General features: G+C 70.0%; 31 protein-coding genes. 15 read left to right on the forward strand and 16 right to left on the reverse strand.

What is annotated here, in order from left to right; all coding sequences use genetic code 11:
• Window positions 1–20 precede the first annotated feature (20 nt).
• Together NBT82_RS17210 and NBT82_RS17215 are read left to right on the forward strand one after the other, a co-directional pair.
• Window positions 21–908: an alpha/beta fold hydrolase gene (locus tag NBT82_RS17210; RefSeq protein WP_251329325.1), complete on the forward strand. Its 888-nt coding sequence runs from the start codon at window positions 21–23 to the stop codon at window positions 906–908.
• Between the two features lie 116 nt (window positions 909–1024).
• Window positions 1025–2029 (forward strand): AIR synthase family protein, encoded by a 1005-nt coding sequence (locus NBT82_RS17215; RefSeq protein WP_251329326.1) that lies wholly within the window; start codon window positions 1025–1027, stop codon window positions 2027–2029.
• 59 nt (window positions 2030–2088) lie between these two features.
• Here the strand turns inward: NBT82_RS17215 and NBT82_RS17220 are convergent, their stop codons facing one another.
• From NBT82_RS17220 to NBT82_RS17230, 3 genes are read right to left on the reverse strand one after another with little or no spacing between them, the layout of a single operon-like run.
• A complete protein-coding gene (locus tag NBT82_RS17220) occupies window positions 2089–2664 on the reverse strand; it encodes an NUDIX hydrolase (protein WP_251329327.1) in 576 nt (191 codons plus the stop codon).
• 45 nt (window positions 2665–2709) lie between these two features.
• Window positions 2710–3648 carry a CPBP family intramembrane glutamic endopeptidase gene (locus tag NBT82_RS17225; protein WP_251329328.1) on the reverse strand — a complete coding sequence of 313 codons (939 nt, stop codon included), beginning with the start codon at window positions 3646–3648 and terminating at the stop codon, window positions 2710–2712.
• A 29-nt stretch (window positions 3649–3677) separates the two neighbouring features.
• Complete coding sequence (locus NBT82_RS17230; RefSeq protein ID WP_251329329.1) at window positions 3678–4964, reverse strand: glucose-6-phosphate isomerase; 1287 nt, start codon at window positions 4962–4964, stop codon at window positions 3678–3680.
• A gap of 108 nt (window positions 4965–5072) precedes the next feature.
• Here NBT82_RS17230 and NBT82_RS17235 point away from each other — a divergent pair, with 108 nt between their 5' ends.
• Window positions 5073–5534: a DUF3592 domain-containing protein gene (locus tag NBT82_RS17235; RefSeq protein ID WP_251329330.1), complete on the forward strand. Its 462-nt coding sequence runs from the start codon at window positions 5073–5075 to the stop codon at window positions 5532–5534.
• Here NBT82_RS17235 and NBT82_RS17240 read toward each other — a convergent pair.
• Together NBT82_RS17240 and NBT82_RS17245 are read right to left on the reverse strand one after the other, a co-directional pair.
• Window positions 5531–6244, reverse strand: a complete 714-nt coding sequence (locus NBT82_RS17240) for a hypothetical protein (protein WP_345780698.1) — start codon at window positions 6242–6244, stop codon at window positions 5531–5533. The genes NBT82_RS17235 and NBT82_RS17240 overlap by 4 nt on opposite strands.
• Window positions 6245–6317: 73 nt before the next feature.
• Complete coding sequence (locus NBT82_RS17245) at window positions 6318–7274, reverse strand: AEC family transporter (RefSeq protein WP_251329332.1); 957 nt, start codon at window positions 7272–7274, stop codon at window positions 6318–6320.
• 103 nt (window positions 7275–7377) lie between these two features.
• Between NBT82_RS17245 and hisS the strand changes: the two genes are divergently transcribed.
• From hisS to mobA, 3 genes are all read left to right on the forward strand, one after another.
• A complete protein-coding gene (gene hisS / locus NBT82_RS17250) occupies window positions 7378–8676 on the forward strand; it encodes a histidine--tRNA ligase (protein WP_251329333.1) in 1299 nt (432 codons plus the stop codon).
• 118 nt (window positions 8677–8794) lie between these two features.
• Window positions 8795–9604, forward strand: coding sequence for a tRNA pseudouridine(38-40) synthase TruA (truA, locus tag NBT82_RS17255; protein WP_251329334.1), 810 nt, complete (start codon window positions 8795–8797; stop codon window positions 9602–9604).
• A gap of 69 nt (window positions 9605–9673) precedes the next feature.
• The gene (gene mobA, locus NBT82_RS17260) at window positions 9674–10303 is read left to right on the forward strand and encodes a molybdenum cofactor guanylyltransferase (protein WP_251329335.1); all 630 of its coding nucleotides are present in this window, start codon (window positions 9674–9676) and stop codon (window positions 10301–10303) included.
• 51 nt (window positions 10304–10354) lie between these two features.
• On the opposite strand, the gene yqeC is transcribed toward mobA, so the two are convergent.
• From yqeC to NBT82_RS17285, 5 genes are all read right to left on the reverse strand, one after another.
• Window positions 10355–11092: a selenium cofactor biosynthesis protein YqeC gene (gene yqeC / locus NBT82_RS17265; protein WP_251329336.1), complete on the reverse strand. Its 738-nt coding sequence runs from the start codon at window positions 11090–11092 to the stop codon at window positions 10355–10357.
• A 53-nt stretch (window positions 11093–11145) separates the two neighbouring features.
• The gene (locus NBT82_RS17270; RefSeq protein WP_251329337.1) at window positions 11146–11745 is read right to left on the reverse strand and encodes a DUF7411 family protein; all 600 of its coding nucleotides are present in this window, start codon (window positions 11743–11745) and stop codon (window positions 11146–11148) included.
• Window positions 11745–12104 (reverse strand): DNA-binding protein, encoded by a 360-nt coding sequence (locus NBT82_RS17275; protein ID WP_251329338.1) that lies wholly within the window; start codon window positions 12102–12104, stop codon window positions 11745–11747. The genes NBT82_RS17270 and NBT82_RS17275 overlap by 1 nt, the downstream gene beginning before the upstream one ends.
• A 50-nt stretch (window positions 12105–12154) precedes the next feature.
• Window positions 12155–12610 (reverse strand): 30S ribosomal protein S19e, encoded by a 456-nt coding sequence (locus tag NBT82_RS17280; protein WP_251329339.1) that lies wholly within the window; start codon window positions 12608–12610, stop codon window positions 12155–12157.
• Between the two features lie 100 nt (window positions 12611–12710).
• The gene (locus NBT82_RS17285) at window positions 12711–13751 is read right to left on the reverse strand and encodes a lysylphosphatidylglycerol synthase transmembrane domain-containing protein (protein WP_251329340.1); all 1041 of its coding nucleotides are present in this window, start codon (window positions 13749–13751) and stop codon (window positions 12711–12713) included.
• A gap of 95 nt (window positions 13752–13846) precedes the next feature.
• On the opposite strand from NBT82_RS17285, the gene thiL reads away from it, so the two are divergent.
• Window positions 13847–14716: a thiamine-phosphate kinase gene (gene thiL / locus NBT82_RS17290; RefSeq protein WP_251329341.1), complete on the forward strand. Its 870-nt coding sequence runs from the start codon at window positions 13847–13849 to the stop codon at window positions 14714–14716.
• Here thiL and NBT82_RS17295 read toward each other — a convergent pair.
• The 3 genes from NBT82_RS17295 to NBT82_RS17305 form a co-directional block, all read right to left on the reverse strand.
• Window positions 14713–15840, reverse strand: a complete 1128-nt coding sequence (locus NBT82_RS17295) for a site-2 protease family protein (RefSeq protein WP_251329342.1) — start codon at window positions 15838–15840, stop codon at window positions 14713–14715. The genes thiL and NBT82_RS17295 overlap by 4 nt on opposite strands.
• 109 nt (window positions 15841–15949) lie before the next feature.
• A complete protein-coding gene (locus NBT82_RS17300; RefSeq protein WP_251329343.1) occupies window positions 15950–16204 on the reverse strand; it encodes a DUF7123 family protein in 255 nt (84 codons plus the stop codon).
• 214 nt (window positions 16205–16418) lie between these two features.
• Window positions 16419–17201, reverse strand: coding sequence for a molybdopterin synthase (locus NBT82_RS17305; RefSeq protein ID WP_251329344.1), 783 nt, complete (start codon window positions 17199–17201; stop codon window positions 16419–16421).
• Window positions 17202–17322: 121 nt separating this feature from the next.
• Between NBT82_RS17305 and pyrH the strand changes: the two genes are divergently transcribed.
• Both pyrH and lysS read left to right on the forward strand, forming a co-directional pair.
• Complete coding sequence (gene pyrH, locus NBT82_RS17310) at window positions 17323–18039, forward strand: UMP kinase (RefSeq protein WP_251329345.1); 717 nt, start codon at window positions 17323–17325, stop codon at window positions 18037–18039.
• A complete protein-coding gene (gene lysS / locus NBT82_RS17315; RefSeq protein WP_251329346.1) occupies window positions 18036–19640 on the forward strand; it encodes a lysine--tRNA ligase in 1605 nt (534 codons plus the stop codon). Before pyrH ends, lysS begins: the two co-directional genes overlap by 4 nt.
• 10 nt (window positions 19641–19650) lie before the next feature.
• Here lysS and NBT82_RS17320 read toward each other — a convergent pair whose 3' ends face one another.
• Genes NBT82_RS17320 through NBT82_RS17330 form a run of 3 tightly spaced genes read right to left on the reverse strand, consistent with a single transcriptional unit; the run spans window position 19651 to window position 21114 of the window.
• Complete coding sequence (locus NBT82_RS17320) at window positions 19651–19989, reverse strand: cupin domain-containing protein (RefSeq protein WP_251329347.1); 339 nt, start codon at window positions 19987–19989, stop codon at window positions 19651–19653.
• A 40-nt stretch (window positions 19990–20029) separates the two neighbouring features.
• On the reverse strand, window positions 20030–20377 hold the full coding sequence (locus NBT82_RS17325) for a DUF192 domain-containing protein (RefSeq protein ID WP_251329348.1): 348 nt from the start codon (window positions 20375–20377) through the stop codon (window positions 20030–20032).
• On the reverse strand, window positions 20377–21114 hold the full coding sequence (locus NBT82_RS17330; RefSeq protein WP_251329349.1) for a hypothetical protein: 738 nt from the start codon (window positions 21112–21114) through the stop codon (window positions 20377–20379). The genes NBT82_RS17325 and NBT82_RS17330 overlap by 1 nt, the downstream gene beginning before the upstream one ends.
• Before the next feature lie 169 nt (window positions 21115–21283).
• Between NBT82_RS17330 and NBT82_RS17335 the strand changes: the two genes are divergently transcribed.
• The 6 genes from NBT82_RS17335 (at window position 21284) to NBT82_RS17360 (ending at window position 25195) form a co-directional block, all read left to right on the forward strand.
• Entirely contained in the window at window positions 21284–22246 is a 963-nt protein-coding gene (locus tag NBT82_RS17335) for a hypothetical protein (RefSeq protein ID WP_251329350.1), read from the forward strand.
• Window positions 22247–22321: 75 nt separating this feature from the next.
• Window positions 22322–22531 (forward strand): zinc ribbon domain-containing protein, encoded by a 210-nt coding sequence (locus tag NBT82_RS17340; RefSeq protein ID WP_251329351.1) that lies wholly within the window; start codon window positions 22322–22324, stop codon window positions 22529–22531.
• The gene (locus tag NBT82_RS17345; RefSeq protein WP_251329352.1) at window positions 22532–22729 is read left to right on the forward strand and encodes a DUF8143 family protein; all 198 of its coding nucleotides are present in this window, start codon (window positions 22532–22534) and stop codon (window positions 22727–22729) included.
• A 113-nt stretch (window positions 22730–22842) separates the two neighbouring features.
• On the forward strand, window positions 22843–23988 hold the full coding sequence (locus tag NBT82_RS17350; protein WP_251329353.1) for a multicopper oxidase domain-containing protein: 1146 nt from the start codon (window positions 22843–22845) through the stop codon (window positions 23986–23988).
• 39 nt (window positions 23989–24027) lie between these two features.
• Complete coding sequence (locus NBT82_RS17355; protein ID WP_251329354.1) at window positions 24028–24594, forward strand: DUF7097 family protein; 567 nt, start codon at window positions 24028–24030, stop codon at window positions 24592–24594.
• A 52-nt stretch (window positions 24595–24646) separates the two neighbouring features.
• The gene (locus tag NBT82_RS17360) at window positions 24647–25195 is read left to right on the forward strand and encodes a GMP synthase subunit A (protein ID WP_251329355.1); all 549 of its coding nucleotides are present in this window, start codon (window positions 24647–24649) and stop codon (window positions 25193–25195) included.
• Window positions 25196–25259 lie beyond the last annotated feature (64 nt).

Raw genomic sequence — 25259 nt, forward strand, 5'->3', positions numbered from 1 at the left:
CTGCGGCCGTACGCCCGGACGTGACCGACCCCGTCCGTCCGCGTCCGTCCGAAGGCGAGTCGACCGTCGTCGAGAGCAACGGCGTTCGCCTCCACGTCGTCCGAACCGGTCCGCCCGACGGGACGCCGGTCCTACTCTTGCACGGCTTTCCCGAGTGCTGGTACGGGTGGACGCCGGTGGCCGGTCACCTCGCCGACGCGGGCTACCGCGTGCTCGTTCCCGACCAGCGCGGGTACAACGCCAGTGAGAAGCCGTCTGGCGTCGGCGCCTACCGGCTCCCGACGCTCGCCGCGGACGCCGCGGGCGTGTTGGACGCCGTCGATATCGGGGCCGCTCACGTCGTCGGTCACGACTGGGGGGCTGCGGTGGCCTGGTGGCTGGCGCTCGATCACCCCGACCGGGTCCGATCGCTCGCGGCGCTGAACGTCCCGCATCCGACCGTGATGCGGCGGACGCTCGGCCGGTCGTGGGACCAGCGCCGCCGGAGCTGGTATTTCGCCGCCTTCCAGGTGCCACGCGTCCCCGAACTGGTCGCGAAGGCGGGGAACTACCGCCTCTTCGAGCGGTCGATGCGAGAGTCGAGTCGTCCGGGGACGTTCGACGACGCCGACTTCGAGCGATACCGGGCGGCGTGGCGACAGCCCGGGGCGCTCACCGCCACGGTGAACTGGTATCGGGCGGTGGCACGGTACCCCCCCGACGAGCGCACCGATCCGGTCGAGCCGCCGACCCGCGTCGTTTGGGGTGCGCAGGACCGCTTCCTCCGGGCGACGATGGCAAGGGAGAGCGTCGCCTACTGCCGGGACGGGCGGGCGATCCTGCTCGACGACGCCACCCACTGGCTCCACCACGAGTTCCCCGACCGGGTGGCCGGCCACCTGCGGGACGGGTTCGAGGCGGCGGACTGACCTGCGAGGCCGGGGACTGGACGCCGAACGGGTGACGGCGGTGACGGCCGGGGATCGCGGCCGGCGTGACCGGCGGGAGCGCCACGCCTTTGACCCACGCGCGGCGAGCGACGGGTATGCCGGATCTCGGAAAGATCGACCGCGGCGTCTTCGAGCGACACGTCCGACCGCGGCTGGGTGCCGACCGCGACGACGTGCGCCTCGGCCCGACGCCGGGCGTCGACTTCGGTCTGCTCGACGTGGGCGACCGAGTCGTCGCCATCGCCACCGACCCCGTCTCCATCCTCCCGGCTCTCGGCTTCGAGCGTGCCGGGCGGTTCGCCCTCGACGTCGTCCTCGCGGACGTGGCGGTCAGCGGACTGGCGCCCTCGCATCTCGCCATCTCCTTCTCGCTGCCGCCGTCGATGAGCGACGACGACTTCGCGGCGGCGTGGGAGGGACTCCACGCGGAGGCCCGCGACCTCGGCGTGAGCGTCGTCACCGGCCACACTGCCCGCTACGAGGACTGTTCGTTCCCGTGGGTCGGCGGCGCGACGGCGCTCGCCATCGGCGACGCCGCGGACGTGGTCCGCCCGGACGGCGCCCGTCCCGGCGACGATTTGGTGGTGACACGGGGGCCGGCCGTCGAGACGACCGGATTGTTGACGACGCTCTTTCCCGAGCGGATCGACCTCGACCCGGAGACGCTGGCGACGGCCCAGGAGCGACTGGCCGAGGCGAGTTGCGTCCGCGACGCCCTGACCGCCGCGGCCGCGGGGCCCGTGACCGCCATGCACGACGCCACCGAGGGCGGCCTCCACGGCGCACTCGTCGAGATGGCACGGAGCGCGGGCGTCCGCCTCGACGTCGAACGGGACCGCGTTCCGATCCGTCCCGGAGTGCTGGCGACGTGTCGCGCCCTCGATATCGACCCGTGGACCGCCACGACGTCGGGATCGCTCGTCGCGACAGTCGATCCCGCGGGGACCGACGACGTGCTAGCGGCCCTCGACGACCGAGGTACGGCCGCCGCCCGCGTCGGCCGCGTCGTCGAGGGTGAGGGCGCCTTCGTCGACGGCGAACGGGTCGAGGCGCCGACGGTCGACGCCTCGTGGGCGGCCTACTCCCGGCTCTCGACCTGACCGGTGGGGCGGGACGGCCGCCGTCGACGGTCGACACGGGAGAACCGAAAGGACGGAACTCAGTCGAAGTCGCGGCGCATGGCGATTTCGAACCACGGACAGAGCCGGAGCTGTCGGTACCACGCGGGGTGGTCGTGGAGGTGGTCGTAGTCCACCCACAGGCGGCCGGCGACCTCCGCCTCGTCGGGATCGAGCGACGTATCGTCGAGCGTACACTGCAGGACGGAACAGACCTCCCACTCCAGGCCCGCGTTCTCGTAGTAGCGCTTGTACTCGAACTTGTCCGTCACGCGGAGGTCGTCGTACTGTTCGGTGGTGACGCCGAGTTCGTCGACGAGGCGCTGGCGCGTGGCCTCCTTCTGGGTCTGGCCCGGGCGAGGGTGGGAGGCGACGGTGCCGTCCCAGTGGGTGTCCCAGAGGCGCTTGTCCGGCGCGCGCTGGGCGAGAAGTACTCGGCCCTCGCCGTCGAAGACGAGGGCGGTGAAGGCGCGGTGGCGGACGCCGTCCCCGGTGTGTGCGTCGAGGCGGTTGACCGTTCCCTGTTCCTGATCGTCGGCGTCGACGGCGATGACCTCCTGTTCGGCGTTGGGATGTCGTTCCGACGCCCCGGCGTCGCCGCCCTCGTTCGCAGGCATGGCCGACGTTGCGTGAGGGAGGCTAATGGCGTCTTCGGTGCGCGGTCAGACTGCGCCCGTCGCGGAGAGGTACTGGGCGCCGAACAGCACGGTGTTGTAGAGCCCGTGGACGAGGGCGGGGACGACGAGGTTGCGACTCCGCTCGTAGAGGTAGCCGAGGACGAGTCCGAGGGTGGCGGCGACGGTGACGTAGGGGACCCGCGAGCCGCCGCCGCCCGTGAGCGCGATCCAGTGGACGAGGCCGAACAGGACACTGGAGAGGGCGATGGCGACTGCGGGCCCCCAGGTCCGCCGGAGGATGCCCTGGACGCCGCCCCGGAAGACGAGTTCCTCGAACGGGCCGACGAGCAGGACGGCGACGGGGATCATATAGAGGAAGTAGCGGGGGTCCTGCTGACCGGTGACGACCACCTGGTTCTGGGCCACCTCGACGCTGAGCGCCGTCAGCAAGCGCGCGATGACGATCTGGGCGCCGACGAGGGCGACGACGCCGACGGCGATCAGGCCCACCTGACGGAGGGACGGTCGGCTGATCCGCACGAGATCCCAGTCCCGCGTGATCGCGAGGTAGCCGCCGACGGCGACGCCGAAGCCGACGAACTGGAGGACGGCGCCGACGACCCGGTACTCGAGGGTGCCACGCGTGAGGAGGCCGGCCGCGGTCAGCGCGTTCGCCCCGAGGCCGACGACTGCCGTCGCCGTGAGGAAGGCGGCGAGAACGAGCAGGAGGCTCCGGAGGAGGTCCCGCCCTCTGGCGGCGAGCGGCGCGCGTCGTCGCTCGGCCGCGGCCGGGAGGGCGCCGAACCGGTCGCGGCGGAGGTAGTAGCCGGCGGCAAAGACCAGCCCGAGGACGAGGGTCGCCACCGCGAGGACGGCCGCGTGATCGCTCTCTCGGAGCGACGCGTCCTGATGAACGAGCGTCGCGAGCACCAGCCCGCCGAGCAGGTGGAGCATCGCCCCCAGCACGAGGAGGTCGTTGACCATACCGGCCCCAATTGGCCCGAGAGTAAGTATCAGTCGATGACCAACCGCCGTTTCTCGCCCACTGCGTCGGCCTCGGGGAAGTCACCGCCGCCGAGCAGGCCGCGGGCGGCGCGTTTCCCCCACTCCACCGCCGGCTGGGTGAACGTCTCGACGCCGGCGAGTTCGCCGTACATGACACAGGCCGCCTCCATTCCGTAGAGCAGTTCGCCCACGCCGTGTGCGTCCACGCGGTCGATTTCGATCCGGACGTTCGGACAGTTCGCGGCGGCGAGACTCGCCTCGGTCGCCCGGAACTCCGCGTCGAGTAGGCTCCCGAGGCTCCTGCCGCCGAGATACGCGAGACCCTCCAGATCCGTCTCCGGGATCGGCTCCTCGGGGCGGTCCAGCGGGCGGACGAGCGTCACGACTTTGTCCCGAGGGCCGGCGCGGTAGAGCTGCAACTGGGAGTGCTGGTCGGTCGCGCCGAGCGCGCGGGCTGGCGTCTGGCCGACGGCGTCCTTGCCGAGGCTCTCGGCCCACAGTTGAGCGAACCACTCGGCGAAGGACTCCAGCGACTCCGCGTAGGGCATCACGGCGTTGATCCCGGCGCCCCGGCGCTCCAGCGCGTAGCAGGCGGCGCCGTAGGCGTAGGCGGGCGACTCGAAGAGCGACCCCGCGAGCCGGTCGGCCTCGGCCCGGGCGCCGGCGAGGAGCGCGTCGAGGTCGCCGCCGCCGAGGGCGACCACCGGAAGGGCGACCGTCGAGAGCGCCGAGAAGCGTCCGGGGACGCCCGCGGGCACGTCGAGGGCAGGCAGGTCGTGGCGCTCGGCGAGGCGGCGGAGGTTGCCCTCGGGGCCCGTCGTGACCAGCGTGCGTTCGGTCCAGTCGACGCCCGCGTCGGCCATCGCCTTCCGGACGACCAGGAAGTTCGCCAGCGTCTCCGCGGTCGTCCCGGAGCGGGAGACGACGTGGACGACGGTGTCGGCGAGGGGAACCGCATCGAGGACGGCGCGGACGCCGGCGGGGTCCACGTTGTCGAGGACGTGGTGGTCGACATCGGCGCCGAACGCGTCGACGAGCGTCGCGGCGCCGAGGGCGCTCCCGCCGATGCCGACGGTCAGGACGGCCGCGGGGGCATCGAAGCGATCGACCGCGGCGCGGACGACGTCCGGGTCGGCGGTGGTCGGCAGGTTCAGCGCCGCGTAGCCGTGTTCGGCGTCGGCGCGGCCGCGTTCGATCCGGTCGTGGGCGGCGGCGACGCGGTCGTCCAGTCGCTCCAGTGCCTCGCGGGTGAGTCGGGGGTCGGCGCCGAGTGCGTTGCCGAGGTCGACGTGCATGCCCAAACCGGGGTCGCGCGCCAGCAAAACCGTTTCCCGTTCGGTACGCGTTTCTCGGCTCGAAGCGTCGAGGTGGGGTTTAATGAGCCGACGCGATTCGCATCGTTCATGGAGATCAACGGTCCATCGAGCCGTCTCGGGATCGCCATGCTGTTGCTCGTGGGCCTCGCGTCGATCGGGTACGGGGCCTACAGCTACAGTACACAGTCCGCGGCCCTCGACTCCACCGAAGAGGTGACCGTCACCGTCACCGAGACGTCGGTGGCGAAAGACGGCGGCAAGACCGTCTCGTACGAGCCGCGGGCGACGTTCGAGTACACGTACGGCGGCGAGCGACACACCGCCTCGAACGTGTATCCGGGGACGCTCGGCAAGGACTTCGACACGGCGGAGGCGGCCAGAGCCGAACTGGAACCGTACGAACCGGGCGAGACGGCGACCGCGTACGTGCCGACCGACGACCCCGGGAACGCCTTCCTCGAACACGAACGCTCCACCAAACCCCTCCTCCTGATCGGTGCCGGCGTCTTCTTCGCGCTGAGTGCGGTGTACTCGGGGATTCGGAACTAGACGCCCCACCGCAGGTAGACCATCACGACGACGATGGCGAGTTGGAAGAGCCCCTGTAGTCCACTGAGCCGGGCGTTGCGCATCCCGATCCGACTGACGACCTCGGGGTCCGGATCGCCGGACTGGAGCTGCCGGTAGATCCGCACCTCGCCGGGGAGGAGGACGCCGAACCCGAGCACCGTGAGGACGGTGACGATGGCGAGCGCGAGGGCGATCGTCGGGCGCGTCATGCCGAACGCGGAGGCGGTGACGGCGAGGTAGGCGCCGCCGCCGAGGAGGGCAACGGCGAAGGCGGCCAGCCACCGCGGATCGTCGAAGGCGTCGAACTGCCAGCCCAGCAGGAGGAGCGCGGGGACGGTCGTGGCAAGGGTCAAGAGGGCGATCCAGGGGGCGGCGTGTGGGAACAGTCCCATGCGCTCGGCGAGGGTGACGCCGCCGCCGATGGTGACGAGCGCGAGCGACGGCATCAGGAAGGCCATCTTGGGGGTGAACCGCTCGAAGACGCTCGCGCGCGCCTCGACGGAGAGGCCGCCGAGCACCGGCCCGAGGACGATCGCCATGAAGAGGTCGATGCCCGTCCACAGCACGCCGGCCATCACGTGGACGTAGCTGTGCTGGACGATCGGTGCGAACGCGAGCGCGTAGACGAGGGCGGCGACCGGTACCGCGACGGCGCCGACGGCGAAGGCCGGATTCGCTCGATTCCCCATGCCCCGAATCGTTCCCCGAACGGTCGCTGCCATGTGGGTGGCGACCGGCCGAGCGGTCAAAAGCGTTGGTCCATCAGAGGAGGGCGCCGCTCCGGAGCAGCGCGATCAGGAGGGTCAACACCGGGACGCTCGCGAGCGTCGTGACGAAGATGGTCATGGTGAGATACTCGGAGGCGGAGAGCCCCTCGCGCTCGGCCACGTCGCTGTACGAGAGGGTGAGCGCGAGGGGGATGAGCGCGACGGGCGTCGCACACAGCAGGACGAACACCCGAGCGACGGGGACGTCGCCGAACGTGCCCAGCGCGAGCGCGACGCCGAGGCCGACGAGCGGTGCGACGAACAGTTTGATGACCGCCGGACGGATCACGCGGCCGACGCTGGCGTACTCCAGACCGTACAGCTGGATGCCGACGATGACGAGCATCAGCGGGATGGAGGCGTCGCCCACGAGGCTGGTGGTCGACATGAACGTACCGCCGGGCGGCGGTGCGACACCGAGCAGGCGGACGGCGGCGGCGGCGGCGACGGCGTAGACGAGCGGGAGGCGGAAGATCTCCTTGATCGCGCCGATGCCGGCCTCGCCGCCGCCGCGGGAGGCGACGTAGACGCCGAGGGTGTACATCAGAAACGACTGGGTCGTCATGTAGATGACGGCGGTCGTCCGGCCGATGTCGCCGAAGGCGAACTCCGCGAGGGGGATGCCGTAGAACCCCACGTTGGGGAGCGAGCCCGCGAGGACGTCGGCGCTCCGGTAGGGTTCCGGGACGCCGAGCAGGCGGTCGGCGAGTTCGGTGAGGGCCATCATTGCGGCGACGAACAGCACCACGCCGGCGACGAGGGTGGCGACGGTGTCGCCGCTCAGCGACGTCGTGGCGACGCTGTGGAAGACGAGCGCAGGCAAAAAGAGATAGAGCGCCACCCGGTTCAGCGGCTCCACCTCGACGTCGAGGACGGCCGCGAGGAGGCACCCGAGCCCCATGACCGAGAGGATGGGGAGGACCGCGGAGGTGAACGCGGAGACGAGGGACATGGACGGGGAGAGGCCACCCGGGAGGCTCAACCTCCGTGTGGGAGCAAGAGATTCCGATACCGAAAGGGCAGGTTTCAAGCGCGGCGGGCGCCGACGACGCGGTATGTACGACCGACTGAAGGGGTTCCGCGACTTCTACCCCGAGGAGATGGCCGCCCGGCGGGCGGTCGCCGACGTCTTGGAGGGGACGGCCCGCCGGTACGGGTTCCGGGAGATCGGCACCCCGGCGCTGGAGGCCGTCGATCTCTACACGGACAAGAGCGGCGAGGAGATCGTCGAGGAACTGTACGCCTTCGAGGACAGAGGGGGCCGCCACGTCGCCATGACGCCGGAGTTGACGCCGACGGTGGCGCGGATGGTCGTCGCGAAGGGCCAGGAACTCCAGAAGCCGATCAAGTGGATGTCGACCCGGCCGTTCTGGCGGTACGAGCAGGTCCAGCAGGGACGCTTCCGCGAGTTCTACCAGACCAACGTCGACGTCTTCGGGTCGGCCGACCCGACCGCCGACGCGGAGATCATCTCGTATGCGGCCGACGCGTTGACGACGCTCGGACTGACGGCGGGGGAGTTCGAGTTCCGCGTCTCCCACCGCGACATCCTCGGCGGCCTCCTCCGGGCGTTCGACGCCGACGTTGACGTCCGCGAAGCGATCCGCGCGGTCGACAAATCCGAGAAGATCGAGGCCGCGCAGTATTACGACCTGCTCCACGACGCCGGCCTCTCCTACGGCCAGGCCGAGCAGTTCGACGAGTTGCTGTCGAGCGAGGACCTCGACGAACTCGTCGACTTCGCCGGCACCGACGACGTGGCGGCGGCCGTGGGGAACCTGCAGGCCGTCCTCGACGCCGCCGCCGACTTCGGCGTCCGCGAGCACTGTTCGGTCTCGCTGGAGACGGCCCGTGGCCTCGATTACTACACCGGCACCGTCTTCGAGTGTTTCGACACGCAGGGCGAGGTGTCCAGGGCCGTCTTCGGCGGCGGCCGGTACGACGACCTGATCGAGAGCTACGGCGGCCAGCCCACCCCGGCGGTGGGCGTCGCCCTCGGCCACGCCACGCTCTCCTTGCTCCTCGAACGGGCGGGCGTCTGGCCCGAGGAGGCGCTCACGACGGACTACTACGTCCTCTCGGTGGGCGACACCCGGGGGACGGCCGCGCGGGTGGCCCGCGACCTCAGGGATCGAGGCCACGTCGTCGAGACCGACCTCGCCGATCGGAGTTTCGGCGCGCAGATGTCCTACGCCGACGGCGTCAACGCCGAGACGGTCGTCATCGTCGGCGAACGGGACCTGGAGAACGGCGAGGTGACGATCAAGGCGATGGAAAGCGGCGACCAGACGACCGCACCCGTCGACGACTTCCCGGGCGAGCGCGACCGACCCACGTACGACGACTTCGTCTGATACATTCGGGGCCCGGAAGCGGCGCTCCGTCGTTGCAGGGCCGGGATCGCCGCGCCTCCTCGTGACCGTCGCCGCGCCGCCCGACGCCCATTTGTACCGGGCGGCCGGAGTGTCGCCGATGCCGACGCGCGCCTTCCGTCTCGCCTACGACGGCCGCCCCTACTCGGGCTTCCAGCGACAGCCCGACGTACCGACCGTCGAGGACGTCCTTCTGGCCGCCCTGCGTGATCGCGACGTACTCGACGAGGGGCGGGACGTCCCGCCGGGCTACGCGGCCGCCGGGCGGACCGACGCCGGCGTCTCGGCGCTCGCCCAGACCGTCGCCTTCGAGGCGCCCGACTGGCTCTCGCCCGCCGCGCTGAACGGTGCGCTCCCCGCGACGGTCCGGGCGTGGGCACACGCCGACGTGCCCGACGGCTTTCATGCCACCCACGACGCCCGCCGTCGGACCTACCGCTATCACCTGTACGCGCCAGCCCTCGACGACGGCCGGGCGCGGGCGGCGCTCGACCGACTGTCCGGCGAGGGCGACTTCCATAACCTCACGACAGACGACAAGGGGACGGCTCGGCGTCTCGACGCAACCTGCGACCGCGACGGCGACTTCCTCGTCCTCACGCTGTCGGCGGGCGGGTTCGCCCGGCATATGGTCCGCCGGATCGCCGCTCTCGTCCGGGCGGTCGGCGCCGGCGAGAGCGACCTCGACCGCGTGGACCGGGTCCTCGGCCCGGACTCCCTCGACGGGCCGGCCGGGGTGCCCACCGCGCCGGCGACGCCGCTCGTCCTCGCGGACGTCACGTATCCGGGTGTCGATTTCACGGTCGATCCGGACGCCGCCGAGAGCGCCCGCGAGGCCTTCGCGGACCGGCGGGTGGCGGCGCTGACCGCCGCGCGGGTCGGCGGCGACCTGTGTGACGGGATCGAGTGAGCGGAGCGGGGCAGAACGGGACCGGGTCTTCCCGACGAGCTAAAATCCCGGGGCCGTGTAGCAACCCCTATGCCAGAGCGCACAGCCGTCGTACTCGCTGGCGGCCGGTCGACGCGGTTCGGCGACGCCGACAAGGCCGTCGCCGACCTCGCGGGGACGCCCATGATTCGACGGGTGGTCGACCGGGTCGCCCCCGCCGTCGACGCCGTCGTGATCAACTGCCGGGGCGCCCAGGTGCCGGCGATCCGGGAGGCGCTCGCCGGCGTGGCCGTCCCCGTCGCGTTCGCGGAGGACGACTACCCCGACGAGGGGCCGATGGCGGGTATGGCGACGGGGCTCCGGGCCGTCGAGAGCGAGTACGCCTTCGTCGTCGCCTGCGACATGCCTTTCGTCGAGGCCGACTTCGTGGCGCACCTGTTCGAGCGCGCAGCGGGCCACGACGCCGCCGTTCCGCGGCCGGAGCAGTGGTTCGAGACCACGCACGCGGTCTACCGGGCGCCCGCGATGGCTGACGCCTGCGAGGCGGCCCTGTCGGCGGGCGAGGAGCGAATCGTCGCGCCACTGTTCGATCTGGACTTCGTCGTCGTCGACGCCGCGGCGGTACGGGAACACGGCCACCCCCGCACGTTCGAGAACTGCAACACGCGGGCGGACTTCGTCGACGCCGAGCGGCGGCTGGAGGAGTCTAGTAGCGATTGAAACTGGTTGCCCAGCCTATCGGACGCCGTACTGCGATCGGCTGTGTGACTCTCAATCGCTACGACGGTCGACCACGTCGACGACCGACGGGTCGGCCATCCGCGCGAGGACGACCCGCGGCACGTCGGCACGCGCGTGGACGGCCGCCGCGATCTCGCGGCCCGTCGCCGCTAGGTCGTCGTCGTCGACCATGTTGATCAGCGGAACGACCGTCGCCGTCGGCGGCACGCGCTTGTGCCCGCCCAGTCGGTGGGCGAGGACGGTCCCGACGTCCTCGGGGGTGATCGGCTCGCCGAGCGAACGACCGGTGAGGTCGGCCACCCGCTCCGGTCGATGGACGTTGTCGTCGGCGAGGGGGGCGCCGACGACCCGGGCGCTCGCGACGGGGATCACGGTGTCGGCGGTCGCGGGAATCTGTGGCTCGCGCTCGTTCGGTGCCTTCAGGAGCCGAGTTCGTGCCCCATCGGCTTTCGCCAGCACCGTTCCGTGGCCGGGCGTGGCCCGGATGGCGGTGACGGTCTCGCGGTCGTAGCCGAGGTAGCGATCCGACCGTTCCCGTTCGGGGACGAGTCCGAGCGGCCACTCGGTCGCGTCGCGGAGTGTGCCCACGGGGTCGCGCGTGACGCGCACGTCGGCGACGTGGTCGTCGAAGATGGGGATGCGAACCGTCGCGGTCACGACGGCCCGCTCCAGCCGGTCCGCGAGGGCGTACAGCGTCGTCTTCTTGCCGCCGGCGCCGACGACGCAGACGAGTTTCGCGTCCGCCGACAGCGCCTCGATGAGATCCATGACCCCCGGTTTCGCGTCCAGTCACTTCGGCGTATCGACGGTGGCGGCGACGGCTACGGCGACCCGTCGCGGCCACGGACCACCGTCTGCTCGTGGGCGGGGAACACCGCGTCGACGGCGTCGTCGCCCTCGCGGTCGGCGAGCAGCGTCCGGAGTTCGGCCTCGTAGTCGGCCTGGGGGACCGCCTCGCTCGGCCCGGAGACCACGTCGAGGTGTGCGTCGACGAGGCGGTCGACCGCACCCCGCCCGAGTCCGGCCAGCGGAGCGAGGTAGTCGACGTCGTGGCGGTCTTCGAGGCTCTGGGCCGTCGCCCGCGAAACCGTCGGGACCCGGTCGTCTCGGCGGGTGCCGTCGGCGACCGCGGTCACGTCGAGGGCAGCGGCGCGTTCGAGCGCGTGCTCGTGGACGGACTGGATGCCGTGGCGGGGATAGCCGTCCGCGACCATCCGGTCGACCGCCTCGACGGCCACGGCGCGATCCAGGTCGAGGGTCCGGAAGGGGAGGTCGAGTCGGGCGGCCGCCCGACTGGCGTGGCGCCAGTCCGAGCCGATCCCGAACGTGCCGGTGACGAGCCGGACCTCGTAGAACCGGTCGAGCCAGAGCGCCGCGAGCGCCGAATCCTTCCCCCCGCTGAACAGGAGGGCGGCGTCCACTATCGACGGCGGATGTCGAAGCTCTTGTCCGGAGTCAGTTCCTTCAGCAGTTTTCGCATCTGGTCTTCGTCGATGCGGTCCTGGATGCGACCGCTCTGGGCGAGGGCGACGACCTGCTGTTCGACCTTGTCGGCGACTTCGGGTTTCGACATCTGGACGGCGTTGAGTCGCTGGCGCGCGCCGTCTGTGAGGTGCTGTTTCAGGAGCGCCTGTTTCTGGGCTTCGGCCTGCTCCTGGGCGGCCTGCTGGGCCTCGGCTCGCTCGCCCCCGGCGCCGCCCTCTTGGGCCTGCTCTTTGAGTTCCTGCATCTTCTGCTGGCGAAGCTCTTCGAGTCGTTCGTCGTCGGGGTTTCCACTCATGGATATGAATTCCGTCGAAACGGTGAAAACGATTTCGGAGGGTCGGGCGCTCAGGCGTACTTCTCGAGTTCGGGGCGGTCGAGGTCGTCGAGCACGTCCGCGGCGACCTCGTCGAGGAAGCTCTGTCCCTCGGGCGTGACGACGCGACCCTCACCCTGTGCGGTCGCGATCAGGTCCTCCTCTTCGAGCTGCTGGAGGATCGTCCGGATGATGTTCTTGCTCCCGGGCTCGGTGTGTTTGGCGGCGACACGGTAGCGGGTCGACCCCTGCTTGCGGTCGCCGTAGGCAGTCGAGAGACGGTCGACGCCGACGGGGCCGTCGACGGCGACCTTTCGGAGGAGACTCGCGGCGCGGACGTCCCAGAAGTCGTCCTGTTGGGGGGGGAGTTCCTTGCTCGACCCCGTCTTGGCGTAGTTCACCCAGTCGGGCTCCTCGGTGCGGTCGGCGAGCCGGTCGGCGAGCTCGTCGATGAGCGCGTCCGCCGGCACGTCGTAGAGAGTTACCATTGGCGCAGGATTCCCGTGGACGGCGTTTAAACCCATCGTATTCGGTGCGCGATCGGGTGGCTCGTCGGAGGCGAAGGGGTCCGGAGTCGGCTCCCGTCGGCTACGGGACGGGATCCGACCGGAGGCCGACTACACCGGTCACGAGGCCGCCCAGTACCGTCGGCGTCCAGTAGATCATCCCACGGAAGACGACGACGGCCGCGAGCGCGACTGGCTCGGTGACCGCCGGGAGCGGCGCCGCCACGAGGAGGACGACCAGCACGCTCTCGATGCCGCCGGCGCCGCCGGGGAGGGGGGTCACGCCCGCGATGGCCCCGATTGGGACGACGAAGAGCGCGACCGACAGGGGGATGGGCGTCCCGATGGCCCGGAAGGCGAGCCACAGGCCGAGCATCTGGCAGAACCAGCCGATCGAGGAGAACGCGAGTGCGATCGCGAGCCCCCGGGGATTCGCGGCCACGCGCTCGATGGCGCGAAAGAACCCGTTGATCCGGCGTTCGATGCCGCCGACCGTGGGAACCGGAACGCGAGGGACGTGACGCGCCACCCGTCGAACGGCCGGCGTGAGGACGCCTACGATCCGGGCCTCCAGCCGATAGCGACGCTGCCAGCCGAGATAGACCAGCGCCGGCACGCCGACGGCAAGCCCGATCACCGCCACCAGGGCGAGTTCGAGTCGGCTGTTCGTGCCGAACGCCGTCTCGGTGACGAAGTAGCCGACCCCGACGAGCGCGATGGTGATGGAGGGGACGAAATTGAGCGTGTCGACGCTCGCGATGGCGGCCAACCCCGTCTCGTACTCGGTGTCGGCGACCCGCGAGATGAGCAGGGCGGTGATCGGCTCGCCGCCCGCCTGCCCGAAAGGGGTGACGTTGTTCGAGAACATCGCTCCCGTGAACACGAACAGCGCTTCGGGCACCGTCAGCGACACCCCGAGCACGTCGAGGACGACCCGGAGGGCGAGGCCCCAGGCCGCCAGCCACCCGAGCGTCACGAGGAAGACGAGGCCGACGAGTCGGAGGTCGGCACCCGAGAGCGTCGAGAGAAGGTCGTCGACGCCGACGAGTGAAAAGAGGACGGCGAAGACGACGAGCGCGCCGACAAAACCCAGGACGGTCGCCCGAATGCGTCCGCCAGCCATACGTCCTTCGAGGGCTAGCCGACGCATTAACCCACCGGATCGGCGTCGGTCCCGGCCCCGGCACCGTTTTTGGTTCGCGGCCGCGAACGGCGGTCATGGACGAACGGAGCGCGCTGGCCGCCCTCGCCCGGACCGTCGACGGCGCGGGCGACGACGCGGCAGTGATCGACGGGCTGGTCTTGACGACGGACATGCTCCACGAACGGACCGACTTTCCGGCGGGAGTGAGCCGATACACGGCCGGCTGGCGGGCGATCGGGGCGTCGCTCTCCGACGTGGCGGCCATGGGTGGCGAGGCGACGGCGGCCGTCGCGGCCTACGGGGCCCCGGCGTTCGATCCCGACGAGATCGACGCGTTCGTCGGTGGCGCGACCGACGTCTGCGAGACGGTCGGCGCCCGGTACGTCGGCGGCGACCTCGACGATCACGACGAGTTCACCGTCGCGGGCGCGGTCGTGGGTCGCGTCGCGGATCCGGTCTACCGGCACGGGGCCACTCCCGGCGACGGCGTCTACGTGACCGGCACGCTCGGCCGGACGGCCGCCGCGATCCGCGAGTTCGCGGCCGGGAACGCGGACCGGGGGAACGCGCTCTTCCGGTTCGAACCGCGGGTGGCGGCCGGGCGGGCGCTGGTGTCCGTCGCCACGGCGATGATGGACTCCTCGGACGGACTGGCTCGCTCGCTTCACCAGCTCGCGGCGGCGAGCGACTGCGGGTTCGACGTCTCGTGGGACCGCCTGCCGGTCGACGAGAGCGTCGACGCCGTCGCGGACACCGGGACGGAACGCCGGGAGCTGGCGACCTTCTTCGGCGAGGACTTCGAACTCGTGTTCACCGCGCCGCCGGCAGAGTTGGAGGCGGTGCGAGACTCGGTGTCGGTCCCCGTCACCCGGATCGGCCGGGTGACGACGGCCGACGTCGTCGCCGACGGCGAGGCGCTGCCGGATCGCGGGTACGGCCACTAACCGAGCAACTGGATGGGGACGAGCAGGAAGCAGAGCGCGCCGAGGGCGAAGGTGACCATTCCGAGGAGCTGTCGCTTCCAGCCGATCGGCGTCTCGTCCGCGGGGTTCGCGGGGCCGTTGTACGCGATGACGGTCGCGAATAGGCCCCAGACGGCCCACAGACCGACGGACTCGTTGACCCCGAGGTCACGGACGTAGTAGAGGTAGGCCGCCAGGGAGAACAGACCGAGAGGCACGAGCGAGGCGAGCGTCTCTTGGCGGCGGCCGAGCATCGCTCGGACCATGTGTCCGCCGTCCAGTTGCCCGACCGGGAGTAGGTTGAGGACGGTGAAGAACATCCCCACCCAGCCGCCGATGATGACCGGGTGGACCGTCTTGGTCGGATCGGCGTAGCTGGTCGGCCGATCGAGCGCCCGAGCGATCAAATCGAGCAGCGGCGGATTGTTGAAGATGATGATCCGCCCGGGCGCCTCGACGACCCGCGACGGGATGGTCATCGGGTCGAGCGAGAGACCGACAGCGGTCACGACGACGGTCGCAGCGAGGCCGGCGAGCGGGCCGGCGACACCGATATCGAACAGCGTCTTTCGGTCGGGCATCCGTCCGCGCATCCGGATGATGGCACCGAGCGTCCCGAACGGGACGATGAAGGGGATGAGATACGGCAGGGAGACGTCGACGCCGTGATATCGACCGACGAGGTAATGTCCCAGTTCGTGGGTCGTCAACACCCCGAGGACCGCGGCGGTGAAGGGCCACGCCCGCAGGGCGAGCAGCGGGTTGGCTGCGAGTTCGGACGGGGGAATGTAGTACCACGCCACGGCGCCGACGACGAGCGTCGAGAGCACCGTCGCGACGAAGAGGGCGACGTTCGTCCACGGGACGCCGTCGATACGGCCGTCGGCGGGGGTGGCGACGACGACCGTCTCCCACGGTTCGCGGCCCGCCTCCAGATCCAATCGGTAGCCCGCACGGCGGAACGGCTCCCGGAGTTCGTCGACCAGCGATCGCTTCGGGACCAGTGGCTCGCCGTAGTAACGAACGCTGTCGCCGTCGCGGTCGGTTTCACGGACGTAAAACACCGCTTCGAGGGCATCGGACGGTGGCCCGTCGACTCCGTCCATCACGACCGGGTAAGACGTTCGACGGTATAAAACCCGTGACGGCGAGGCAGGACGGGGCGGCGAGAAGACGGGACGGGGCGGTGGTGGCGCAGCGGGGACAGGGGACCGATCAGGCGGCCTCGATCCGCCACGTGGTCGCGCTCGTGTACGACCACTTCTCGACGGAGAGGTCCGATGCCGACTCGCTGAGTTTGACCATCAGGGCGCCGATCTCCTTGGGCGAGAGATCGACCTCGTCCGCGATGAACTTGCTCTTGAAGTAGTGTTCACCGTCCTGGGCCTTCGAGAGCAGGTACTGCTTGAGCCGCTCCTCTTTGGACGCACTATCGTCGGAATCGGTGGAGGGGTCTGCGGTTGCGCTCATTGGTTGTCGCCTCGTCCATCCGTACACCCCGGAGGATGTTATAAAGGCAGGAACGTTCGGAGCAGTTCGGGCAGTTTTACCCATTTGGCCGACTTCACGAAACGTTCAAGACGTTTTACGAACCTACGAGACATTTTACAAGCTATTCTGAGGATTTGTTTCTTTAATTTCTAGATGTATATAACTGCGGCCGACCGGGCGCCGATTCGGGGATTCAGGCCTTCTCGTGGATCCAGAACTCCTCGTCGACCGTGGATTCCTTCTTGAAGATGGGGACTTCGTCCTTGAGGCGGTTGATGCCGTCCTCGACGGTCTCGAAGGCTTCCTCGCGGTGGCCCGCGAGCACGACGACGAACACGATATCTTCGCCCTCCTCGAGGACGCCGGTGCGGTGGTGCATCAGCACCTCGAACACGCCGTCACGCGCTTCGAGCTCCGATCGGATAGTCCGCATACGATCGGCGGCGACGCCCTCGTACTTCTCGAACTCCAGTTGAGTGGTCGGCGCGTCGTCCTCGGAGTCTTTCACCCGGACACGGCCGGTGAACGTGGCGATGGCACCCGACCGCTCCGCGAGCGGCGAGGTCTTCGCTCGCTCCACGAGGGATTCGAGCGTCACCCGCGGGTCGAGGTCGGCGACGAGGTCGTGGATGGCATCGAGGTCGGCGTCCTCGACGTCCGGAACCGCGAGACGGGGATCCCCATACGGCTCGGCGTCGTCGATGGCGACCGTCGGGAGGTGCGCGTCGTCGAAGCCGACGGTGAGGGCGTGATCGTACTCCGGGGTCAACGAGTCGAGGAGGTCGTCGAGGGTCTCGCCGTCGCCGGCGCCGATCCACGACCCGTCCGCGGAGAGGCCGTAGGCCGCGCCGGCGTCGGTGTCGCGGGCGGCGGTCTCGGGGAGCGTCTCCACGGTCGCGACACGGCCGTCGAGTCGGGGGACGAGCCTGTCGGCCAGATCGACGGCTCCCGGGCCGACGATATTGAGCGTCTTCATACGTCGAGAAGCGGACGCGGACCCTTAACTGTGACCCGACGGGCCGGGACCACGCGGACGACTCACGCACGGTCGGCGGCTTGACAACCCTTAAGCCGGCCTCGGGGCTACCCGATGGGTAATGCGAGTCGTGATCTCCATCGGCGGGAGTGTCCTCGCCCCTGACCTCGACGCCGACCGCATCGCGGGCCACGCGTCGGCGGTCGAGGCGCTCCTCGACGAGGACTGCGAGGTCGGCGCGGTCGTCGGAGGTGGCGGCGTCGCCCGCGAGTACATCGGGACGGCGCGCTACCTCGGCGCCAACGAAGTACAGTTGGACCAGTTCGGCATCGACGTGACGCGGCTCAACGCCCGCCTGTTGATCGCGGCGCTGGACGGCCTCTCCGCGCCATCGCCGGCCCACGATTACGAGGAGGCCGGCGAGGCCCTGCGCCGTGGCGACGTCCCCGTGATGGGCGGGGTGATGCCCGGCCAGACCACCGACGCCGTGGCCGCGGCACTCGCGGAGTACGTCGACGCCGACCTGCTGGTCTACGCGACGAGCGTCGACGGCGTGTTCAGCGCCGATCCCGCGAGCGACCCCGACGCGGAGCGGTACGGCCGGCTCACGGGCGCGGAGCTCGTCGACCTGATCGCGCCCATGAGCCGCGGCGCTGGCGCCTCGGCCCCGGTGGACCTGCTTGCGGCGAAGCTCATCGAGCGGTCGAAGATGCGGACGATCGTCCTCGACGGGACCGATCCCGACCGGATCGAGGCGGCCATCCTCCGGGGCGAACACACCGGAACCGACGTGGTGCCCGAGGGCTGTGAGACGGATCCGGACGGCTGGAACCGATGACCGACCACAACGCCTTCTGGGCCGACGACGTCGCCGACGAGATCGAGGCCCGGGACCCCGACGAGCCGATCGTGATCAAGGGCGGCGTCTCCCCGTCCGGCGTCCCCCACCTCGGCCACTTCAACGAGATCATGCGCGGCTACTTCGTCGCGAGCGTCCTCCGGGAGCGGGGCCACGAAGTGCGACAGGTGTTCACCAGCGACGACCGCGATGCCCTGCGGGCGGTGCCGCGACGACTCGCCGACGGGAACTGGACCCTCGTCGGCCTCGGGGAGGTCGACGCCGGCGCGCTGGGACGCAACCTCGGCAAGCCCTACACGGACATCCCGGACCCGTTCGGCGAGAGCGACTCCTACGGCGCTCACTTCACCGACCTCCTGGCACGGAGCGCCGAGGCCGTCGGCGTCCCCGTCGAGATGGTGTCGAACACCGCCCTCTACGAGGCCGGCGAGTTCGAGGCGGTCACTCGCGAGGTGCTCGAAAAGCGGGACCTCGCCCGCGAGGTGCTCGCCGAGTATCAGGACGGCGTCGACGAGGACTACGTGCCCTTCATGCCCCAGTGTTCGGCGTGCGGACGGTTGACACAGGACGTCCGCGACGTCGACCTCGACGCCGGCGAGGTCGCGTACGTCTGCTCGGGGCTCGACGCCGGCGGCGACCACATCGACGGCTGTGGGAACGAGGGCGTCGCCACGCTGCGACAGGGAAAGTTGCCGTGGCGCTTCGAGTGGCCCGCCCAGTGGAAGGTCCTCGGCGTCGACTTCGAACCCTTCGGGAAGGACCACGCCGAGGGGTCGTGGCCGAGCGGCGAGGAGATCGCCCGCCGCGTGCTGGATGTTCGGCCGCCGGTCCCCATGACCTACGAGTGGTTCACGCTCGACGGCGAACCCCTCTCCTCGTCGTCGGGCAACGTCGTCACCGTCGACGAGGTGCTCGACCTCCTCGAACCCGAGGTGTTGCGCTACTTCTTCGTGCGCAACCCGAAACGCGCCAAGGATTTCGACCGCGAGCGGATCGACCTGCTGGTCGACGAGTTCGACCGGTTCGAACGGGTCTACTTCGGCGAGGCCGACGATCCGGACCTGCAACCCCTGGCGGATCGGGCCTACCCGTTCCTCGTCGACGAGGTGCGGAAAGAGCGGGTTCGGCTGCCCTACACGTTCGCGGCGGTCCTCGGCATGACCGACGACCGCGACCTCCGGATCCGAATGGCGCGCAACCAGGGGTTCATCGACGACGACACGCCCGCGTGGGCGGTCGAGGCGGCGCTCGGCCGCGTCGAGCGCGCACGAACCTGGGCCGAACGGATGGACAACGCGTACAACTACCGCCTCCAGGCCGCGTTGCCAGAGACGGACTTCGACGACGACACCGTCGCCGCGCTGGAAGACCTCGCGAACTTCGTGGCCGAGGGCCACGACGGCGAGGCGATACAGGGGCAGATGTACGAGATTCCACGCGACCACGGGGTCGACGTCGGCGACTTCTTCGCCGCCGGCTACCGGCTCTTCTTCGACGACACCGAGGGCCCACGGCTCGGGGAGTTCCTCGGCGAACTCGACGAGTCGTTCGTGGTGACGCGGCTCCGACGCGAGGGGTAGCCGATCGCGTTCAGTCCTGCCAGTCGGGGTCGGTCCGCGGCGGGCTGAAGACGTCGACGCCCTCGAACGGCTCGTCACTCCGGTTCTCGACGGCGTGTGGCACCTCGCCGGGGATGACGTAGGTGTCGCCGGCGCTCACGACGCGCTCCTCGCCGTCGACGACGAACACGGCTTCGCCACGCGTCGCGAGGCCACCCTGTTCGTGTGGGTGGCTGTGTTCCGGCACCCTCGCACCGGGGTCGATGGTGTACCCCTGAACGCTCATCTCGTCGCCCGCGGCCAACTGGGAGAGGTGGACGTCGGGGACCGCTTCGGTCGTCTCGGCGTCGTCGCTGGATCGGATCTGCATGTGGCGCCCACGGTGTCCGGAGGGTATAAATCTCCGCCCCTCACCCGCCCACGACACCGATCGCGTCGCCCTCGCCCACCCCGTCGGCGGCGCCCGCGGGAAGTTCGATCACCGTATCGGCCGTGGCGCGCCCCAGCCCGGTCCAGGCCGACAGGCGGGCGACGCGTTCGACTCGCCCGTCGCGAATCCAGAGAGCGTCGATGTCGAAGGGGACGGCGACCATGTGGAGCGTCCGGGGAGTGGCGCCGTCGAAGGGAAAGACGAGGGCGTCGCCGGGGAACGAGCGGCGGAACATGAGACCGCGGGCCTTCGCGAGGAGGGTGTCGGCGACGGTCACGTCGGCGGCGAGGACCCGGTCGCCGTCGTCGCGGTGGACGACTCGCGTCACTAGAGCCGTCCGGAGGCCGTCGCGTTCACCCGATCGGAGCGCGACGCGCCGGTCGAGGACTCGCCGATGGACTCGCTGATGGCGGTGAAGGCGGCGGCACCCGCGGCGGCCGTGGCCCCGGTGACGACGACGCCGACGGCGAGTTCGACGACGGGAGAGAGCAGGGTTGTCAGCGTAGCGACGACGACCAGGGCGAGCGGAACGGCAGCGACGGCGAGTCCGACGGCCGCGATCCGGGCGCGATTGCCGCGGGCCCGTTTCCACGTCCGGTCGACCGCTCGGCCGATCGGATCGCCGTCGGCGGCGACGGCGACGAACACCAGCGGCAGGTGGACGAGCACGACGAGGCCGGGCACGACGAGCGCCGCGAGGCCGAGTCCGGCTGCGACGACGCCGCCGACGGCGACGACGACGGCCCGCGCGTAGACCAGCACCGTCTCGATCGGCGTCTCACCGGCACCGAGCGCGTCGGCCTCGGGCGCGAACGACCGGACCAGCGCGGTCAACACGGCGACGCCGGCGACGGTGGCGGCGGTGAGGCCGCCGACGGCCCCGAGCCCCGTGAGGGGAACCGTCAGGTAAGTCGTCCCGAGGCTCGACGCCAGCCCGGTGCGGGCGAGCAGCGTGTTGAGCGAGACGTTCCACGCGGCGTTGACGACGAACAACGTGACGACGAGTGCGGCGGTCCGGGGGCCAACGCCAACCCCGCGACCTGCGGACGAATCCTGGAGGGTCATCGTGCGTGTCTGTGCGGCGACGACGACCTATATGTTTTTATCGAATTCTGATATGTGTCTGACGCACGTCGCACAGACCGTCTCGGAAGCGTGAAATCAGCTCGTTCGCGTCTCACGTGTGTCTGACAGCATCGATACGTTTTACTGATATGGACCCGGAGGGTCAGTCATGGATCGACGTGCCTTCCTCGTCGCCCTGACCCCTCTCGCGGCCGGTTGCTTCGGCGGACAGCCGAGCGAATCGAACGCCACCGCGACGGCCACCTCCACCGGGACGCCCGAATCGACGCCCACCGAGACGCCCGAACCGACCGCGACGCCGACGGCCACGGCCACGCCGGAGCCGGAGGCGTCCGAGGCGGCGGCGGAGTTGATAAGCACTGCACAGGGACAGCTCGCCGAGGCCGTCTACGTCTACACCGACGGCGTCACCGGCGACCTCATGTCGGTGACGGCCGACACGGAGTCGTTCAGGGCACGCGAGGTGCTCCTCCAACTCGACGGTATCCAGCGGACGCTCGTCGAGGCGGAGGCCGAGGCGACGACCGAGGACCAGCGGGAGACCATCGAGGCCATCGACGCCATGCAGCAGTTCCTCACACACTCGACCGACGCCCAGTCGTGGCTCATCGAGGGACACGACGCGCTCACCGAGGCGTACTCCCACATGGACGACGACGATCTGGGCGACGCGGAGGACGACGTCGAGCGGGTGAAGACCGCCGCCGATCAGGTCTCGGAACCGATCGAGGCCATCGGCGCCGAGACGGAGGAGTCGCCGGCGGCGGCCGTCGATGCCATCGACGCGGACGAGCACGGCGCGAAGGTGACCCAGTTGACCGACGAATCGGAGGTCCTCACCACCCTCGCCGACGACGCAGACGACATCCGAAACGGCGTCACCCTGCTGTCGCGGGCACGCGACGAAATCGACGACGACCGGACCGATCGAGCCGCCGACACGGCCGATCGGGCCTACGACACGTTGAACGACGCCGAGGACCGCCTCGACGACCTCCTCGACGACTTCCCGGAGCGTGCCAGCGCCTTCGAGACCGTCGCCGAGGATCTGCGGTATCTCGCCTCGCGGAACGCGGACGACGCCGACAGCATCTACGAGCAGTACAACTGAAGCGGCGAATCCGGTGTCTCAAACGCGTCTTTGAATCAACGGAGGTTCTTTGCCTCGACGAGCGGAAGACGGGATATGGAGACGGACGACCGCGGCTGTCCGAAGTGTGGATCGGCCGAGACCGACGTGGGGAAGATCTCCACGACCGGCGGCGGCCTCAGCAAGATGTTCGACATCCAGACCAACTCCTTCCGGGTGGTGTCGTGTGTGAACTGTGGCTACTCGGAACTCTACCGCGACACCGGCTCGCGGGGGAGCGACATCGTCGACGTGTTCCTCGGGTGAATGGCCGGCGAGGGAGCGGTCGTCATCGTTCTCCTCCTCGGCCTCGGGGCACCGCTGGTGCTGTACGCCCTGGTCCGGGCGGAACACGAGGACCGCGAGGTGATGGATCGGGCGGCGGCCGAACGGGCCGCACGCCGGGACCTGTCGGACGAACGGGACGGCCAGCGGCGTGACCGGGGCCGGAACCGCGACCGCTGACGGCGACACCCTACTTATACCCCCCGAACCGGTTCGGGATGTGGCGACGCCGTTGCCGACCCGCGAGAACCGTCGAGGGGGGTTTGTCCCCCGCGGACTGACGCCTAGTCGTTATGACGAAGCAAGTCGGTGCACCCGGAACGAAGCTCTCGCGTCGGCAGTTCATCGCGGCGACCGGAACGACGGGGGTGCTCGGCCTCGCCGGTTGTGCCGCGCCGACGAACGACCCCTCACGTGCGGACGCCGCGACGGCGGCCCAGCGGTCGGCCGGGTCGCTCCCGGCCGCGGCCAAGCCACAGGTCGTCGACGTGACCGAGCAGAGCAATCAGGTGACGCTACGGGCGGTCACTTCGACGCTGCCGGTCCACCCCGGTGACGCGATGGGCGGGCCGGTCGAGTTGCCGCGAGTCTGGGCGTGGCAGGCCGATGACCGTGCGCCGAGCGTGCCCGGGCCCATCATTCGGACGACCGAGGGGGAAGACGTCGAGGTGACCCTCGACAACACCGACGCCGACATGCCCCACACCGTCCACTTCCACGGCGTCCGCAAGACGTGGGAGAACGACGGCGTCCCGACGACGACGGGGATGACGGTGATGCCCGGCGAGAAACACACCTACGAGATCCCGGCGAACGTGCCCGGGACCCACCTCTACCACTGTCACTACCAGACCCACCGGCACATCGACATGGGAATGTACGGGGTCTTTCGGGTCGATCCGAAGGGGTACGAACCGGCCGACCAGGAACTGTTCATGACGGTGAAAGAGTGGGATTCCCGGCTCAACCGGAAGATGGCGGGCGAGGACGTCAGCTACAGTCCCCGGAATCGCCAGCCCGACGTGTTCACCATCAACGGCCGCGCGGCGCCCCGAACCCTCCATCCGGAGGACGGCTCGCCGGTGCTCGTCTCGCAGGGCGACACCGTCAGGATACACTTCGCGAACAACGGCTACATGAACCACCCGATCCACACCCATAACCACCGGTTTCGGGTGGTCGAGAAGGACGGATCACGGATTCCCGACGTCGCTCAGTACGAGGAGGACATCCTGAACATGGCCCCGGCCGAGCGCAAGACGATCGAGTTCGAGGCCGACGCCGACCCCGGCATCTACCTCATGCACTGTCACAAGGTCAGCCACGCGATGAACGGGAACTTCTACCCCGGTGGGATGGTCGGCGCCATCGTCTACGAGTCGGTGATGGACACGGATATCTTCGGCCAGTTGATGGAGTACGCGGGATACGAACCGTAGTCGAACACGTTCATATCCGTCGGGGCCGACCACTCCACCATGGAGCGGACGCCGACGGGAACCACGGTCGGGGTCGACGACCCCTACGACCACGCCGACCGCTGTGACCACCTGACATCGGACGGTCGCTGTCGGTTCGCGCTGGAACGTGCCGGCGACGGCGGGGGACGACGTTCCCCGAGTAGCCGGCCGTCGGCCGGCGACGACCCCGAGTTCGCCGCCGCCCGCCGTGCGGAGGGGTACGACTGCGTCGTCGCCGGCGACGCCGAGTGGTGTGACTGTCCCCACTACCGCTCGACGACCGACGGCCGCGAGTGTCGGCGCTGCGGGCTCGACGAGGTGCGGATGGCTCACGACGACGCCCGGCCACTGCTGGAAGAACACCACCTGTCCTACGGGGGGGCCGACGACGGTGACGGCCCGACCCACGAGATCACGGTCGCGCTCTGTCGCTGGTGTCACGCGAAGGTCCACGCGGGATGGGCACGGATCGACGACGGCGTCAATCCCGACGCGGAGGCCCTCGCGGCCCGCGAGGAGCGCCGAAGCGCGGAGCGAGCGGAGTTCGGGTTCCGGACGGCCGCCGAGCGGGACGACCGGGAGTGACCCCGAGTCGGTTCCGGTCCCCTTTTAGGCGCTACCGCCCTATTCGGGCGTAATGACCCGGATCGTCGTCGTCGACAATCACGGCCAGTTCACGCATCTGGAGCGGCGGGCGCTCCGCGACGCGGGCGTGGACACCGAAATCGTCGACAACACCACGCCGCCGGCTGACCTCGACGCGGACGGCCTCGTCCTCTCGGGGGGACCCGACATGGACCGCATCGGACGCTGTGGCGAGTATCTCGGCATGGACGTGCCGGTTCTCGGCATCTGCCTCGGCATGCAGATCATGGCCGCGGAAATCGACGGCGCGGTCGGCGCGGGCGACTACGGCGGCTACGCCGACGTCGACGTGCGGATCGTCGACGACGCGGACCCACTCGTCGGCTCGCTCGCCCCCGAGACGCGGGTGTGGGCCAGCCACGCCGACGAGGTGGTCGACCTCCCGACGGGCTTTACTCACACCGCCACGAGCGACGTCTGCGAGGTCGAGGCGATGAGCGACCCGGACCGGGAGCTCTACGGCGTCCAGTGGCACCCCGAGGTCGCCCACACCGCGGAGGGCGAGGACGTGTTCGAGAACTTCATCGCCCGCTGTCGGTGACGTCGCGGGTCGTCCGACCCGTCGGTGGATCGCGGTGGCGATTCGGGGATCCTCCGGGGGACCG

Source organism: Haloplanus sp. HW8-1, assembly GCF_023703795.1.
In the GTDB taxonomy this organism is placed as follows: Archaea; Halobacteriota; Halobacteria; order Halobacteriales; family Haloferacaceae; genus Haloplanus; species Haloplanus pelagicus.

Coding starts and splice junctions, on each gene's coding strand:
- NBT82_RS17215 (WP_251329326.1), top strand. CDS start 1,025: ATGCCGGATCTCGGAAAGATCGACCGCGGCGTCTTCGAGCGACACGTC.
- NBT82_RS17220 (WP_251329327.1), bottom strand. CDS start 2,664: ATGCCTGCGAACGAGGGCGGCGACGCCGGGGCGTCGGAACGACATCCC.
- NBT82_RS17225 (WP_251329328.1), bottom strand. CDS start 3,648: ATGGTCAACGACCTCCTCGTGCTGGGGGCGATGCTCCACCTGCTCGGC.
- NBT82_RS17230 (WP_251329329.1), bottom strand. CDS start 4,964: ATGCACGTCGACCTCGGCAACGCACTCGGCGCCGACCCCCGACTCACC.
- NBT82_RS17235 (WP_251329330.1), top strand. CDS start 5,073: ATGGAGATCAACGGTCCATCGAGCCGTCTCGGGATCGCCATGCTGTTG.
- NBT82_RS17240 (WP_345780698.1), bottom strand. CDS start 6,244: ATGGGGAATCGAGCGAATCCGGCCTTCGCCGTCGGCGCCGTCGCGGTA.
- NBT82_RS17245 (WP_251329332.1), bottom strand. CDS start 7,274: ATGTCCCTCGTCTCCGCGTTCACCTCCGCGGTCCTCCCCATCCTCTCG.
- hisS (WP_251329333.1), top strand. CDS start 7,378: ATGTACGACCGACTGAAGGGGTTCCGCGACTTCTACCCCGAGGAGATG.
- truA (WP_251329334.1), top strand. CDS start 8,795: ATGCCGACGCGCGCCTTCCGTCTCGCCTACGACGGCCGCCCCTACTCG.
- mobA (WP_251329335.1), top strand. CDS start 9,674: ATGCCAGAGCGCACAGCCGTCGTACTCGCTGGCGGCCGGTCGACGCGG.
- yqeC (WP_251329336.1), bottom strand. CDS start 11,092: ATGGATCTCATCGAGGCGCTGTCGGCGGACGCGAAACTCGTCTGCGTC.
- NBT82_RS17275 (WP_251329338.1), bottom strand. CDS start 12,104: ATGAGTGGAAACCCCGACGACGAACGACTCGAAGAGCTTCGCCAGCAG.
- NBT82_RS17280 (WP_251329339.1), bottom strand. CDS start 12,610: ATGGTAACTCTCTACGACGTGCCGGCGGACGCGCTCATCGACGAGCTC.
- NBT82_RS17285 (WP_251329340.1), bottom strand. CDS start 13,751: ATGGCTGGCGGACGCATTCGGGCGACCGTCCTGGGTTTTGTCGGCGCG.
- thiL (WP_251329341.1), top strand. CDS start 13,847: ATGGACGAACGGAGCGCGCTGGCCGCCCTCGCCCGGACCGTCGACGGC.
- NBT82_RS17295 (WP_251329342.1), bottom strand. CDS start 15,840: ATGGACGGAGTCGACGGGCCACCGTCCGATGCCCTCGAAGCGGTGTTT.
- NBT82_RS17300 (WP_251329343.1), bottom strand. CDS start 16,204: ATGAGCGCAACCGCAGACCCCTCCACCGATTCCGACGATAGTGCGTCC.
- NBT82_RS17305 (WP_251329344.1), bottom strand. CDS start 17,201: ATGAAGACGCTCAATATCGTCGGCCCGGGAGCCGTCGATCTGGCCGAC.
- pyrH (WP_251329345.1), top strand. CDS start 17,323: ATGCGAGTCGTGATCTCCATCGGCGGGAGTGTCCTCGCCCCTGACCTC.
- lysS (WP_251329346.1), top strand. CDS start 18,036: ATGACCGACCACAACGCCTTCTGGGCCGACGACGTCGCCGACGAGATC.
- NBT82_RS17320 (WP_251329347.1), bottom strand. CDS start 19,989: ATGCAGATCCGATCCAGCGACGACGCCGAGACGACCGAAGCGGTCCCC.
- NBT82_RS17330 (WP_251329349.1), bottom strand. CDS start 21,114: ATGACCCTCCAGGATTCGTCCGCAGGTCGCGGGGTTGGCGTTGGCCCC.
- NBT82_RS17335 (WP_251329350.1), top strand. CDS start 21,284: ATGGATCGACGTGCCTTCCTCGTCGCCCTGACCCCTCTCGCGGCCGGT.
- NBT82_RS17340 (WP_251329351.1), top strand. CDS start 22,322: ATGGAGACGGACGACCGCGGCTGTCCGAAGTGTGGATCGGCCGAGACC.
- NBT82_RS17345 (WP_251329352.1), top strand. CDS start 22,532: ATGGCCGGCGAGGGAGCGGTCGTCATCGTTCTCCTCCTCGGCCTCGGG.
- NBT82_RS17350 (WP_251329353.1), top strand. CDS start 22,843: ATGACGAAGCAAGTCGGTGCACCCGGAACGAAGCTCTCGCGTCGGCAG.
- NBT82_RS17355 (WP_251329354.1), top strand. CDS start 24,028: ATGGAGCGGACGCCGACGGGAACCACGGTCGGGGTCGACGACCCCTAC.
- NBT82_RS17360 (WP_251329355.1), top strand. CDS start 24,647: ATGACCCGGATCGTCGTCGTCGACAATCACGGCCAGTTCACGCATCTG.